Origin of the sequence: Flavobacterium sp. (genome assembly GCF_035456085.1) — a bacterium.
In the GTDB taxonomy this organism is placed as follows: domain Bacteria; phylum Bacteroidota; class Bacteroidia; order Flavobacteriales; family Flavobacteriaceae; genus Flavobacterium.
In genome coordinates this window covers 24,661-40,318 of the sequence record NZ_DATIDY010000101.1, presented here as the reverse complement: position 1 = coordinate 40,318, position 15,658 = coordinate 24,661, and the positions used below count along the sequence as shown (strand labels likewise).

Here is a 15,658-nt window from a genome sequence, read left to right as displayed (position 1 = left end):
AAATAAAGAAGTTTAAATTATAAAGCATAACCAAATACCTTAATACCATAATTAAATGACCCACAGATAAAACATTGTTTTTGTGTGATTTATAGTTAAAAAGATAAAGTCCTGAAAAGAAAAAAAAAATTTAAAAGATATTCTAGAAACATCACTTTGATGCCCCTGGAAATAATTATAAATCTAACTACAAACCGACAAGAACTCCCTAAGCCAAAAAGTTCTCATCTAATTTGAGTAATCTCTATAATATTGTCTAAAATTATTTTATTTAGAATACGATTTGGGACAGTATTTGTGCGCTATTCGATTAATATTTATACATCAATTTGCACATTCACTTGATTTCGTAATTATAAATTCATTTTTTTAGCATCTTCAACAAATTGAGCCAAACCAATATCAGTTAATGGATGTTTCAACAATCCTTTGATAGCTGATAAAGGCCCAGTCATTACGTCTGATCCGATTTTGGCACAATTTACAACATGCATAGTGTGTCTGATAGATGCTGAAAGAATTTGAGTTTCGAACCCATAATTGTCATAAATCTCACGGATTTCAGAGATCAAATGCATTCCATCAGTAGAAATATCATCCAATCTTCCTAAAAAAGGCGATACGTAAGTTGCCCCAGCTTTTGCAGCTAAAATGGCTTGTCCAGCAGAAAAAACCAGAGTCACATTGGTTCTGATCCCTTTGTCCGAAAAATATTTACATGCTTTTACACCATCAGCAATCATTGGCAGTTTTACCACAATTTGTGGATGCAAAGCCGCTAATTCTTCTCCTTCTCTAATCATTCCGTCGTAATCGGTAGAAATAACTTCGGCAGAAACATCGCCATCCACGATATTACAAATGTCAACGTAATGTTGCAAAATATTCTGTCTGCCAGATATTCCTTCTTTAGCCATTAAGGATGGATTTGTGGTTACTCCATCCAAAACACCTAAAGCTTGCGCTTCTTTAATGTCATTTAAATTAGCAGTGTCAATAAAAAATTTCATTTGGTTAGTTTTTTGGTTATTAAAAGTTATTATTTTAGAATAATTAATCCATTTGTTGTAAATAACAGGGCTGAAAAATTTATTCTCAACCCTATTATCATTTTACAAATAACTAATTAGCAAAATTTTAGATGTATTGATTGATAATGTTTTCAAACAATTCTTGTTTTCCGCTCTGCAATTGAAGTTCTCCATTTTCCTGAGCGATTTTGTATAATTCAGTTAATCCCAGTTTTCCTTCTTCGAAAGCTTTTCCGTTTCCAGAATCGAATGAACTGTATCTCTCTGTTCTTAATTTATTGTATTGAGAAGAAGTGATGATTTTATCGGCAGTGATCAATGCTCTTGCAAAAGTATCTGCTCCGCCAATGTGCGCCAAGAATACATCTTCCATATCGGTTGAGTTTCTTCTGATTTTGGCATCAAAATTAATTCCTCCACCTTGCAATCCGCCTGCTTTTAGGAATACCAACATCGCTTCTGTGGTTTCCTGGATGTTGTTCGGGAATTGATCTGTATCCCAACCATTTTGGTAATCTCCACGGTTGGCATCCAAACTTCCTAACATTCCGGCATTGGCAGCCACTTCAATTTCGTGTTGAAAAGTGTGTTGTGCTAATGTAGCGTGGTTTACCTCAATATTGATTTTAAAATCTTTCTCTAAACCATATTTATGCAAAAATCCGATAGCCGTAGCCGAGTCAAAATCATATTGGTGTTTCATTGGTTCCATTGGTTTTGGCTCAATGAAAAAGTTTCCTTTGAAACCTTGTGCTCTTGCGTAATCTCTTGCTTTTATCAAAAATTGTCCCATGTGATCCAATTCTCTTCCCATATCGGTATTTAGCAATGACATATACCCTTCACGACCTCCCCAGAACACGTAATTTTCTCCGCCCAATGCGATAGTGGCATCCAAAGCCAGTTTTATTTGTCCTCCTGCTCTGGCCAAAACGTTGAAATCCGGGTTGGTAGCCGCACCGTTCATGTATCTTGGGTTCGAAAAACAGTTTGCAGTTCCCCAAAGCAATTTAATTCCTGATGCTGCTTTCTTTTCTTTTAGATAATCTGTAATGAAAGACAAACGTTTTTCTGATTCTGCGAAAGTTGGTCCTTCAGCAATCAAGTCGTAATCGTGAAAACAGAAATAGTCAAATCCCATTTTGCTGATAAATTCAAAAGCTGCATCTGCTTTGTCTTTTGCTGCCTGATAAGGATCTGATGACTGGTCCCAACCAAAATGTTGTGTTCCCGGTCCGAAAGGATCTCCTCCCTGTCCGCAGAAAGTATGCCAGTAAGCGATTGCGTATTTAAAATGGTCGCGCATGGTTTTTCCTGCTACAACCTGATCCGGATTGTAATATTTAAATGCTAATGGATTATCTGATTCTTTTCCTTCAAACTTAATTTCGCCAATACCCTTAAAGTATTCTTTGTTGCCTATAATTGCCATTTGTTATTGTTTTATTTATTTATAATATGTTCTAATTCTTGTTCAACTCTATAAATGTTCAATTTCAGATTTAAAAAAAGACTTATCTTTTATCGTTTATTCAAATTTGAAAATTAAGCTCTTTCTCAAGCAAAAAATCATGTTGTGATGAACTAAGTTTATAGAATCTAGCTGCACGATGCGATACATTTTCTTCTTTTTCATTTAAATCGCACAATAATCCTATTTTAAGAATCTTTCTTCGGAAATTAGATTTATCAATTTCTATACCTAAAATCTCTTCATAAAGCCGAATAATCTGCATTAATGTAAATTTTTCGGGAAGCAAGTTAAAACCTACCGCAGTTTTACGAATAATATCCTGCAACTCTTGCAGACAAAAATTCAATATCTCCACATCATTACGATTCAATTCCGCGATTTCATTGATTCCGACCCATTTCATAGTACCAGCAGCAATATGATTTTTTAAGTCATTTGAAACATTTTGTACAAAAGCATAAAATCCAATCGAAATATCTTCTTTTAAAGATGAAGACGAAGTAAAACCAAAAGCTTTTACCTGTTTAAGATAGAAATTATTGTAACCACATCTTATTAAAATAGTACTAGCCGTTTCTTGTATCGTTTTATCTTTTTTTAACCAATCGTGAGCTAGCCTCCAATGGATTAAATTGTTATCATCTATTTCTTTAACAAGTAAAAATTTTAGACCGTCATTCTGAAGATTAAAAATCACACAATTTATCTCTATGTAATGCTTTACATAGTTATTGAAGGTTATTTTCTCTTTTTCGTCTTTTTTACTCATAAAATTTTAGAACTAATACGGTAAATTACTCAATTCAAAAAATGAAAAATTTTACTTTACTACTCTTTCCTGTAAGGATCAATGGTCTGGATTGATCCGTCTGGTAAATAATTTATTTTGGTAACTTTTATGCTTCTTAAATGGGTTACTCCTTTTGACAAACTCGAATCATGGTAAAATAAATACCATTCGTTATCTACTTCACAAATGGAATGATGAGATGTCCATCCCACTACTGGATTTAATATTTTTCCTTGATAAACGAATGGACCGTAAGGGCTGTCTCCAATTGCATAACAAATAAAATGAGTATCACCGGTAGAGTATGAAAAATAATATTTGTCATTGTATTTGTGTACCCATGAGGCTTCAAAAAAACGACGTTCATTATCTCCTGCCAAAAGAACTTTACCGTTTTGGTCTAGAATTTTAATTTCTTTTGGAGTTTCATCTAATTCTAACATATCATCCGTTAGCCTAGCCACGATAGGACCTAATGCGGCTTCGTGAGCTAGTGGTTCTTCATGATTTTTATCAAATTTATTATTTCTATATTTCTGAAGTTGGCCGCCCCAAATCCCTCCAAAATAGATATAATGTTTACCATCTTTATCTTCAAAAACGGCCGGGTCAATACTATAACTTCCTTTGATAGCTTCTTTTTCTGGTTTGAAAGGCCCAACAGGCGAATCACTAACAGCTACACCAATCTGAAAAATTCCGTCTGCACGTTTTGCAGGGAAATACAAATAATACTTTCCATTTTTGCAGGCTGCATCTGGTGCCCACATTTGTTTTTCGGCCCAGGCAACTTCATTTACATGTAACGCAACACCGTTATCTACAGCTTTTGAATCAATAGAATCCATAGAAAACACATGGTAATCTTCCATTCCAAAATGATCACCATTGTCATTAAAAGGAATTCCTGCATCTATATCATGTGATGGATAAATGTAAATTTTTCCGTCAAATACATGCGCAGAAGGATCTGCCGTATAAATATGAGTTACTAAAGGATCTGAAATGGCAAGCTCATTAATTTCTTTAAAATCAATGTTTTCAATATTATCTTCTGGCATACTGTCTTTATTTTTGTCTTATTATTGTTTTATTAACTTCTTCTTTCTTTTAATTCTTTCTCAATTTTAACTTCCATTTCTTTATTGATTTTATAGAAAAACAATAAAAAACATCCTGTTAGAAATGGTATTGCTGGAAAAACACTCACTAATAATTTGATTCCGGTTATAGCAGTTTCAGTTTGTGAGGCTGCATTGGCAACGTAATGGAAATACCCTAAAAAAAGTGTTGTTAACCCTCCTCCAATACTTAAACCCGCTTTCAAACCAACCATCATCGCCGAGAAAATGATTGCAGTGGCACGTCTGTTATTTAACCACTCTGAATAATCGGCAACGTCTGCGATCATAGCCCAAAGGATTGGAATAGTTATTCCGTAGAAAAATCCATGCAGTATTTGCGAAAGAAATATTAAACTGATGCTTGTAGGAGGCAAAAAGTAAAATCCAAGAATGAACAGCGTTGAAATAAATAGAAATATTCCGAATATATTTCTCTTTCCATATTTATTAGCTAAACCTTTCGAAAGCGTAATTCCAACAATCATGAAAATAATTCCGCCAGCATTGAAAAGCCCAAATCCAGCAGAAACAGGGTCATTCCCAAAATGATTTAGCCCAATTTGTGTTAATGAATCTAAGATTGGCTGAATAAAAGCGGTCAATTGCTGTTTGTCTACATAATTCTCAAAATAGTAAACATAAGCACCACCTTTCATAGCCAAAGTAACGAACACCAAAGTTGTCAACGAAAGCATGATTAACCACGGCTTATTTTTCATCAAATCGACTAAATCTTCCTTAACACTTGATTTTTGTTCTGGTTTAGGAATAATGCGTTCCTTTGTCGTCAAAAATGTGATTAAAAGCATGATCGTACCTATGATTGCCAATGCTGTCATTACTTTTTCGATACCGACTGCTTTGTCTCCATTTCCAGCACTTTTGATGATTCCCAACATAAAAACCTGAACAAAAAACTGAGCAAACATAACTGCCACAAAACGGTATGACGATATACTGTTTCTCTCACTCATATCGCCGGTAATTACCCCACTTAAAGCTGAATAAGGCAAATTATTACCCGCATAAAGCAATAGCAAAAACATATATGTTACTACTGCATATATTACTTTTCCCTGATAAGAGAAATTTGGTGTAGAGAAGGCCAATATTGCTATAATTCCTAATGGTATGGCAGTGAATAAAATCCAAGGTCTGAATTTACCCCATTTAGAAATTGTCCTATCAGCTAAAACACCTATTATAGGATTAAAAACAAAGGCCGCTATTAATCCCACTACCAACATAATTATTGAGGAATCTGTTGGTGATAATCCGTAAATATCAGTGTAAAAATAGGCTAGATAAGTAATCAATGTTTGAAAAACTAAATTAGCTGCCAAATCGCCTAAGCTGTATCCAATTTTTTCCTTAATTGATAGTTTTTGTGAGGTTTGAGTCATTAGATGATAGAATTGATTAAATTTTGATAATAGAGTTTGGTATAGTTATAATGTTGTTCTTTTACTGATTAACCTATTCCATTCGTATACAGTGAAATAAAACAATGCAATAACGCAATCGGTTGTGTAAAAATAGATAAAAAAATACAATACGCAAATTTTGACCGCAGTATTATTTAAATTTGTAAAAAAAAGCTCTTTATGATAAAAATCCTCAAAAAAGAGCCATTTTAGTCTTTCTAAATTGTTTATTTCTTTTCTTTTAATTGTATTACGCTTTGATACGCTTTTTTTGGAGCTAAATTTCTATCAATTAATAATGGATAATTTGTTCTTCCTTTTATTGGCCAGTCGTTTAACCATGATTGTCCATCGTGAACTCCCCAAAAAGTTACACGGCTAATTTTATCTTTATGTTTCAAAAACAAATTAAATACAGCTGCATAACGGTCTGCCAGCTTCTTTTGAACAGAGTCTGGAAGTTCCTTTGGATAAGGATTCATTTTTGCACTGCCTTCAAAATTTTGATTTACATCAGCTCCTTTTAAATCCCAAGGATTTGGTAATACCGTAATATCCAACTCAGTGAAAGCAACTTTCAAGCCAAGTGCAGAATAAGCCAAAATACTTTTTTCAATTTCCTCTATTGTAGGACTTTCCAATCTCCAATGTCCCTGAATACCAACACCATCGATCTTCCCGCCATTTGCTTTAATATCTTTAACCAATTTAATCACGCCTTCACGTTTTGCTGGTTCGCAAATATTATAATCGTTGTAATACAAATCCACTTTTGGGTCTGCTTTTGCTGCCAGTTTAAAAGCTTCTGGAAGATAACTTGCACCAAGAGTATTTAGAAAAACTGATTTTCTCAAAGTCCCATCTTCATTTAAAGCTTCATTAACCACATCCCACGAATCAATTCTGCCTTTGTATCTCGAAACAATTGTAGAAATATGGTCTTTCATGAACGCTTTCATTTCGGTACTATCTTTAATTTGTGTCATCCACGGTGCTAATTGGCTATGCCAAATCAAAGTATGCCCATGAATGAACATATCATTTTTCTCTCCATAAGCGATATATTTATCTGTCATAGCAAAGTCATATTTGTCTTTTGCAGGATGAACAAACATCGATTTCATAATATTTTCAGCAGTAATAGCATTAAATTCTTTTCGGATTAATGCATCAACTTTAGGGTCTTTTTCTTCAATCTGGTCAACATTTAAAGCTGTACCAATGTAAAAATCTCCTTTAAAATTATTTTTTAAAGAGGTCGCTGCCGAGTTTTTATTTTGCGCATTACAACTGCCCAGCGCAAAAAGAACCACCAGTAGCATAGAGTTATTAATCAATTTCATAGTTTATAGTTTTTAGGTAATAGTTAAATTATTTGTTCGGGTTTGGCTTAAATTGCATTGCCTAATTTGTAAGCAATCCCCATTTCCAAGCCTCTTAATTCGGCGAGACCTTTGAGTCTTCCAACTAAAGAATAACCTGGATATTGTTCTTTTCCTTCGTCAATTGCATGTAGGAATCCGTGATCAGGGCGCATTGGTAAACCTATTTTTCTTGTATTCATTAACAACAAAATTTTTTCTATAATCACTTCCATTTTGGCATCTCCGTACAAATGTTCTGATTCTCTAAAAATATTTTCGTTTTCTCTAATGGTATTTCTTAGATGTAGAAAATGAATTCGGTCGCCGTAATCATCAATAATTTTTTCAAGATTATTTTGAGTATTTGCTCCCAATGAGCCGGTACAATAACACAAACCATTTGCTAGCAAAGGCACCGCTTCGAAAATGGCTTTTAGATCATCTTCAGTCGAAACAATTCGTGGAAGTCCCATCACAGAAAATGGTGGATCATCGGGATGAATCGCTAATTTCGATCCATACTTTTCAGCAACAGGAGCGACTTCTGATAAAAAGAAAATCAGGTTTTCACGCAATTTTGCATTATCAATTGAAGCATAATTATCCAATAATGAAAGGATTTGTTCTGCAGTAAAATTTATTTTGCTCCCAGGAAGTCCCAACAATACATTTTTGAAAAGCAATTCTTTCTCTGATTCCGAGAGTGTGTTTCCAAATTCCAATGCTTTTTCTTTCTCCAAATCAGAATAATCATTTTCTGAATTAGGGCGTTTTAATAAAAAGACATCAAAATAAGTAAAAGCTTCCTGGTTGTATAATAGTGCTTTGCTCCCGTCTTTGTTGACAAAATTATGATTGGTACGAACCCAGTCCAGAATTGGCATAAAATTATAAGTGATCACTTTAATTCCGCATTCGGCTAGATTTTTTAAACTTATTTTATAGTTTTCAATGTATTGCAAATAATTTCCTGTGGCTCTTTTAATCTCCTCATGAACGGGCAAACTTTCGACAACAGTCCATTCTAAACCAGCATTTTTAATTATTTCCTGTCTTAATTGAATCTCTTCAACTTCCCAAACATCACCAACTGGAATGTGGTGCAAGGCGGTTACAATTCCTGTTGCACCGGCTTGTTTGATATCAATTAAATTTACGCTGTCTTGTGGGCCAAACCAACGCATTGTCTGCTGCATTTTAATCATTATACTTTTAATTTTAAGATTAGAATCCGATGCTGTTTCCACCATCAACTGGTAAAACTGTTCCTGTTGTAAATTTAGATTCGCTTGATGCAAAATAATAAACGGCATCAGCAATATCAGATGGTTCACCTAAGATTCCCATTGGTGTTCTCGAAAGTACTTTATTTTTTCTTTCTGGATCACTATCCAGCGCTTTTGCAGACATTTTTGTTTTAATGAAACCTGGAGCAACACAATTTACACGAATACCAAACGGAGCGAGTTCAACAGCCATAGCCCTTGTCATTGATTCGATTGCTCCTTTACTAGCCGAATAAGCAATAACTTTTGGAATTCCATATTGCGACGCCATTGAACTAATGTTGACAATATTTCCGCCATTATTTTCTTTCATGTTTTTTACAACTGCTTTACTAACAGCAAAAACACTCAAAAGATTGGTATGAATTATAGATAAAAAATCTTCATCGGTTACGTCTAAAAATTCTTTTTTCAAATTAATTCCAGCATTATTCACCAAAATATCAATTGGTCTCTCTTTAGTTAAATTCTCAATCATTGCTGGAATTCCAGCGATATCATTTAAATCAAACAAAACAGGAATTGCATTCTCGCCTATTTCTTTGCAAGCTTCTTCCGTTTTCTCTTTTGTTCTTCCAATAATATAAGTTGTGATGCCATTATCACATAATTTTTTCGCTGTTGCAAAACCCAAACCAGAGTTCCCTCCCGTTACAATTGCCGTTTTTGTGCTCATTATTTTTTATTTAATTTAATTTCCAGGTGCAAATGGAAATTTCAAAGATTTAAAATATTCTAAAGATTGACTAGGCTTCTCCACAGATGCAGGCAGTTCCTTATGAGAATATTGCTGAAAATATAGTAAGCAAGCATCTCGCCACCATTTTGCCTCTTTGTACTGAATATTCAACAGCATTTGCACTTCATGAAAACGCTCCTGATCAACATATTTGCTAGTTTTATTCCATATTTCCTGCATATTTTTTACCTGATCTACTCCTTCTTGATATTTCAGTGCCATTCCGTCCCAAAGCGTATGCCCATCTTTTAGTTTATAATTCCATGAAACATGATGAAACCAAAGTAGATATTTTTCTGGACATGTTTCTAAATTATCAAAAATCTTGGCAACTTCTGGCGCGTATTGTGAAACGGCATCTGTACCTTTTTTTGATCTGTCAAAACCAATACCGTTTGCATCGGCTTTATGATAATATACCGGATTCCACTCTGGTCTGGATAAATCGCTTACCCAAGGACCCGGTCCATAATGATGGCCTGTATCCATAATATGATGTAGTCCCAAAGGCGTCATGTAATTAACGACCGCTTCGCGCGATTCGAGCATCATCTTTTTTACAGGCTCAATAAAGTTTTGATCATTCGAGAAAGTACATCGAAGCCATTCATCAGCTATTGTTTCTGCTTTTAAATACGGATCCCAAGCCAATCTCCCGAAACCATACCAATTCGCTTGCGCAAAAGGATGACCGGTCCAATTTAAATCATTTCCGATATTAGAAACGCCAGCTATTCCGGTAATTTTATTTTTGTATAGAGAACCATCTACAACTTTTGCAACAGTAGAACCTTTGCCTTTTTGAAAAGTATCTTCTTCTAAAACCTCTTGAAATAATTTTGGTAGAAAGACTAAATGCGTACTAAATCCTAAATATTCCTGAGTAATTTGAAACTCCATCATCAAAGGTGTTTTGGGAGTCGCTCCAAATAATGGATGAAAAGGTTCTCTCGGCTGAAAATCAATAGCGCCATTTTTTACCTGAACAATAACGTTATCTTTAAATTTTCCATCATAAGGTTGAAATTCAGCATACGCCTGTTTCGCGCGATCATTGGCATCATGTTCTGAATAAACAAAAGCTCTCCACATTATAATCCCACCAAAAGGTGCTACTGCATCAGCCAGCATATTAGCGCCATCGACATGATTTCTGCCATAGTTCTGCGGGCCTGGTTGACCTTCTGAATTTGCCTTAACCAAAAATCCTCCAAAATCTGGAATCCTTGCATATATTTCTTTCGCTTTGGCGTTCCACCAATTGATGACGTTGCGGTCTTTTGGGTCTGCTGTTTTTAATCCGCCAATTTCAATTGGTGCCGAAAAGCGTGCGGTTAAATAAACTTTAATTCCGTAAGGCCTGAAAACATTGGCTAAAGCTTCAACTTTTTCTAAATATTGTGGTGTCAGTATAGAAGCATTCGCATTAACATTTGTCAAAACAGTACCATTAATACCTATTGAAGCATTGGCTCTGGCGTAATCTATATAGCGCTGATCTATAAAATCGGGAAGTTTTTGCCAATTCCAAAGGGAAAATCCCGCGTATCCTCTTTCAACGGTTCGGTTCAAATTATCCCAGTGATTTAATATTCTAATATTGGTTTTTGGTGAATCAACTATATTTAAATCTTTGATGGATTTGTCAGTCTGAATCAATCGTAAAAAACTATAAACGCCATACAAAACGCCTACATCCTTTTTTCCGCTAATTACAATGTGATTTTTATTATTTAATAAAATTGTTTTTATAATATATCCTTCTTCATTGATTTTATTCAATTCGGCAGCAATTGCCTTTTGAATTTCTGGATTTAAAGAAGATTGTGAGCCAATTATAAGAGTATTAGAATCAATAACTTTAGTATTAACGGATATTGTATTGCCCAACATATTACTCAAACCCAATTGCAATTCTTTGGCAGCAATAGTAATGGTTTCCGAACTTCCAAAAGAAACAATTCCGTTACAATCAGCTAAGTATTTTGTTCTAGTTTCAGCATTGGCAATCTTATCATATTGTAACCACAATTTATAGTCCTTCTGAGCTAAAGCAGACCAGGAAAATCCAAAAAAGATAATGATTATTAAGAAGGTTATTTTTAGATATTTCATTTAACAATCTGCTTTTTTTCAATTTAAATATAATTCGTACATTTCTGTTTTAAAAATATATTTAATAAAATTAAAGCTAAAAAATTAAGTTATTATTATTTTTACAACTATTGCAATCGGTTGTGTAAAAATATAATTTTATCATATATAAAAAAAATAATTCATCATCTTTTTAAAAAAAAATCTGTTCAATGTAAAATAGATTTACACAAAACAGATTTTTAGTATAATAAGATAGAAAATGGAAATCAAAACCTAACAGGTTTTAGAAACCTGTTAAGATAATTTCTTTTTATTAGAAGACTCACGAACAAGTACTTCAGTATTTAAGAAAGTTATTTCTTTGACCTCATCATTTTTTGAAGACTTCAGATTTTTTATGATGATCTCAGCAGATGCTTTACCCATTTTTTCGGCTGGGTGTGTAATAGTAGATAAATTAGGATCTATTATTTCTGAAATTGGGTCATTATTAAAACCAATAATAGCGATTTCTTCTGGCACTTTTACTCCCCTTTTTTTAGCTGTTTGCAAAGCACTTACTGCGATTATGTCTCCGGGAGCAAAAAGTCCGTCGGGAATTGGATCCAAATCAAATAGCAAATTACTAGCTCTTAATCCATCTCCGTAAGTTACTTCTTTTAGATTAATGATTAACTCATCAATTATCGGAAGATTATGATCTTTTAAGGCCTGAATATAACCTCTTTTCCTTTCGCTATAAATGTTTCCTAATTCTAATCCAGCGGTTAAATGTGCTATCCGAACACAACCCTGATCTATAAGATGTTTAGTGGCTTTATAACCTGAGGCATAGTTATCAATCACAACTCTAAAAGTGCTGTAATCTCTAGGCACCCTATCCACAAACACAAGCGGAATATTATTATTGGAAAATTGATGGAAATGTGAAGTATCACTAGTTTCCATAGCTAACGAACAAATAACACCACTTACACGGTTACTGTATAATGATTTCGCCATATTCACTTCTTCCAAATAGGAGTCATGCGACTGCATAATCATTACGGTATAACCGGCTTTTTGAGCTGCAATTTCAATTCCACTAATTAATGAAGATAAGAAAGGTTGGGTAACCGTAGGGATCAAAACTCCTATGGTTTTAGTATTATTACCTCGTAAACCAGCAGCTAAAGTATTGGGAACAAATCCCATCTCATCGGCAGTTTTTTTTACCAGTTTAATGGTCTTACTACTGATTGTTGGATGATCTTTCAAAGCTCTTGAAATTGTCGAAGTAGCCAGATTCAACCTTCTAGCAATATCGTAAATCGTTATATGTTTATTTTCTTCCATGAAATCATTAATATGATCAGTAAATATAATATTTTTAACTACTTCCCTAAGTGCATTTTATTTTTTTGAATTAAAATTTTATTATTTAAAAAAAATATCAATCCGAAATTGACATTAAACATTCAAAATTAGAGAATTACATTATACAAAAAGCAATTGCTCCGATTATGTAATGCTTCGCCCGTTTGCTATCACTCAATGTCATTAAGTTAAGCCTTGTCTTTTCTAGCAGAGGCGCAAAGGCGAAAAGTTTGGAACCGATTTCTTTGCGACTTTGCGAGAGCTATATTAAAAAAAGCTTATCAAAAAATCCTTAACTTAATGACATTTCGCTATCTCTCGGGTCAATATCATCCTATAAAAAATTAAACTATTACCGGTAAATATAATCACTTTCGGGTGCTCCCAAATAAGAAGGCTGCAATCCTCCTGTATTGACCAAAATCTTTTCTAAAACAATTCCCGGATCTAAAACACGGTAACGTAATGTATGTTTTCCTGTGCTTGAAATAGTATGTTTTGTGATCGATTTAATGATATGCTCGGCTTGCCATTTTCCTAATTCGCCGCGATATCCTCCATTAAAATTAACTACTTGAGGTTTTTCTCCATCAAAAGAAATTTCATAGCGAAGTCCTTTGTTACTATTGAAATTGAGCGTTGGAGCTAACAGCAATTGTACTTCAAACTCTCCAGCAGAAACAAACTCGATTTCATATTCGATAAAAAGATTGTCATCTACTTTAGGATAACTATTTTGCGGAAAAGTAGTGATTCCTGATTTTGTTTTTCCAAAATCCGGAATTACATCCCAATGGATTTCTTTTGAATTATTTAATGTAGAAAAGTGTTCTGCTTCTATCGAAACATAACCATCATTTTCTTTAAAAACCTTGTGACTTGGCTTTTCTGTTTCTGAAATATAGGTAACTTCTGGAAGAATATTTTTTGGTTCATCATGCCAGCTTTTGTATCCAATTCGCATTTGATCCATCATGTGAGTCCATTTTCCGCCAGCAATTTCATTGTTATATTTATTTTGAAGAATGGAATCACGGGTAAAATATTTTTTTACTTTATCGGCATATTCATTGGCAAGTACATTTTTGTCTGCTGCCAACTTTCTATTTTTTGCCTGAGCAAAATACATTTCGTAGAGATTACTACATGCATCTATCGGATAAAGCACCAACTGAAAATAAGCATCTTTATATTGCTTCGGAATTTCATCATAGATTCGATAGGCATCAAGTGCCAATTTTTTATAATCGTTGACAACCGTTTCAAATTCGTTGTAATTTTCAAGGCTGTATGTTTTGCTAGTTAGTGTTTCGGGAGTAACTCGACGATTATATTTTGGATAGGTATTTAGCAGTTGTGCAATTTCTTTTGCGTGTTGACTCCCGAACTGTTGTACTGCCCAATTTTCAGTAAATTCAAAAAGATTCTGAGAGTTGAATTGCTTTGGATTCCAAGCCATATCCAAAAAGAAACTGATCGGGAATTCCATCGGTTTAAGATCACCAACATTTACAATCCAAATTTTATCTACTCCATGCTGATAACTCAAATTCATTTGCTCCCAAACTCTTTGAATCGGATTAATATTAATCCATTTTGAATTTCTTGGAGCGCCTACATAATCAAAGTGATAATAAATCCCGTAGCCGCCTTTGTGCAAAGGTTTTGTAGGATCTGGAAGTTTGCGTACATTTCCCCAATTATCATCACAAAACAGCAAAGTTACATCATCCGGAACACGCATTCCTTTATCATAATAATCCTGAACTTCCTTGTATAAAGCCCATAACTGTGGCGTTTTTTCTGCTTTTTGTCCTGTTACTTTTTCAATAATTTGACGTTGATTTTTTACGATATCTTCTAACAAACTAATATTAGTCCCTTCGCTCATTGCCTCATCGCCATCGCCTCTCATTCCGATAGTGACTAATTTTTCCCAATTCATACTACGTTCGATTCCCGTTTTCCAGAACTCGTCTAAAACCTCTTTATTTTTAGAATAATCCCAAATACTCGGAAGATTATTTTTTTTGATATAGCGTTTCCAATCTTGTTGTGCCAAAGCCATTGGTTCGTGGTGCGAAGTTCCCATCACAATTCCCATTTCGTTTGCCAAAGGTCCATTGGCAGTATCGTCATCATAAAAAGCATTTCCCCACATCGCAGGCCACATATAATTTGCTTTCAGGCGAAGCAATAATTCAAAAACTTTTTCATAAAACTGACTATTGAGACCACCAAAAGTAGCTTTAGCCCAACCGCTTAAAGCCGGTGCTTCATCATTGAGAAAAATCCCTCTATACTTCACAGCTGGTTCACCATCGGTATATATTCCATTTTTAAAATAAAGATTTTCTTTTTGTATAACAGGTATATCAGCCCAGTAATACCAAGGCGAAACACCAATTTGACGAGATAATTCATATATTCCATAAATCGTTCCGCGTTTGTCACTTCCTGCAATTACAATCGCTTCTGAAACTCCCTTGAATGGGTTTTTAATATTCTGAATAATGAATTTTTCATTTTTACCTTTCAGTTCTTTTCCATCGATTTTCTTTTGTTTTATTAAATCGTCAATAACCGAATTAGTTCCAATTGTTCCAATAATAACCAAAGGTGACGATGTATTTGGAATTTGATTTAAAATCGTCGGTTGGTCTCCTGTTACTTTAGTAAAATCAGACTGTAGATTTTTGACAGCCCTTAAAATCCCGGCATCCATTTTTTCATTTACATAAAATGAAAGCTGCACAGTTTTTTCTTTAAGAACAATCACATCCGATTTTTTTTCTGTTGAAATAAAAGGCTGTGCAGCTTTTAAAGAACAGAAACTACATACCGTAATTATAGCTAAAATGCGTTTTAGAAAATTTTTCATATTGCTTTTGGTTTATATTATTACTGCTTTAATGAAAAGCAGCAACTCTGTTATATATTCTTGCTTGTCATACTAACAGTTTTTGAAAACCG

The 15,658-nt window shown here is 34.1% G+C and carries 11 protein-coding genes; all 11 read right to left on the bottom strand.

The window, feature by feature from the left end; translation table 11 throughout:
- Window positions 1-353: 353 nt before the first annotated feature.
- Entirely contained in the window at window positions 354-1,010 is a 657-nt protein-coding gene (gene fsa, locus VLC96_RS07750) for a fructose-6-phosphate aldolase (protein ID WP_325261884.1), read from the bottom strand.
- A gap of 127 nt (window positions 1,011-1,137) precedes the next feature.
- On the bottom strand, window positions 1,138-2,463 hold the full coding sequence (gene xylA / locus VLC96_RS07745; protein ID WP_325261883.1) for a xylose isomerase: 1,326 nt from the start codon (window positions 2,461-2,463) through the stop codon (window positions 1,138-1,140).
- 100 nt (window positions 2,464-2,563) lie between these two features.
- Window positions 2,564-3,274 carry an NUDIX hydrolase gene (locus tag VLC96_RS07740; RefSeq protein ID WP_325261882.1) on the bottom strand — a complete coding sequence of 237 codons (711 nt, stop codon included), beginning with the start codon at window positions 3,272-3,274 and terminating at the stop codon, window positions 2,564-2,566.
- 59 nt (window positions 3,275-3,333) lie between these two features.
- Entirely contained in the window at window positions 3,334-4,356 is a 1,023-nt protein-coding gene (locus VLC96_RS07735) for a glycoside hydrolase family 43 protein (protein WP_325261881.1), read from the bottom strand.
- Window positions 4,357-4,388: 32 nt separating this feature from the next.
- A complete protein-coding gene (locus tag VLC96_RS07730) occupies window positions 4,389-5,822 on the bottom strand; it encodes an MFS transporter (RefSeq protein WP_325261879.1) in 1,434 nt (477 codons plus the stop codon).
- A 248-nt stretch (window positions 5,823-6,070) separates the two neighbouring features.
- On the bottom strand, window positions 6,071-7,186 hold the full coding sequence (locus VLC96_RS07725; RefSeq protein ID WP_325261878.1) for an endo-1,4-beta-xylanase: 1,116 nt from the start codon (window positions 7,184-7,186) through the stop codon (window positions 6,071-6,073).
- A 47-nt stretch (window positions 7,187-7,233) separates the two neighbouring features.
- Window positions 7,234-8,403 (bottom strand): mannonate dehydratase, encoded by a 1,170-nt coding sequence (gene uxuA / locus VLC96_RS07720; protein ID WP_325261909.1) that lies wholly within the window; start codon window positions 8,401-8,403, stop codon window positions 7,234-7,236.
- 28 nt (window positions 8,404-8,431) lie between these two features.
- Window positions 8,432-9,169, bottom strand: a complete 738-nt coding sequence (locus VLC96_RS07715) for an SDR family NAD(P)-dependent oxidoreductase (RefSeq protein WP_325261877.1) — start codon at window positions 9,167-9,169, stop codon at window positions 8,432-8,434.
- A gap of 15 nt (window positions 9,170-9,184) precedes the next feature.
- The gene (locus VLC96_RS07710; protein ID WP_325261876.1) at window positions 9,185-11,347 is read right to left on the bottom strand and encodes an alpha-glucuronidase family glycosyl hydrolase; all 2,163 of its coding nucleotides are present in this window, start codon (window positions 11,345-11,347) and stop codon (window positions 9,185-9,187) included.
- Between the two features lie 276 nt (window positions 11,348-11,623).
- Entirely contained in the window at window positions 11,624-12,664 is a 1,041-nt protein-coding gene (locus tag VLC96_RS07705) for a LacI family DNA-binding transcriptional regulator (protein ID WP_325261875.1), read from the bottom strand.
- 373 nt (window positions 12,665-13,037) lie between these two features.
- Window positions 13,038-15,566: a glycosyl hydrolase 115 family protein gene (locus VLC96_RS07700; protein WP_325261873.1), complete on the bottom strand. Its 2,529-nt coding sequence runs from the start codon at window positions 15,564-15,566 to the stop codon at window positions 13,038-13,040.
- Window positions 15,567-15,658: the final 92 nt, after the last annotated feature.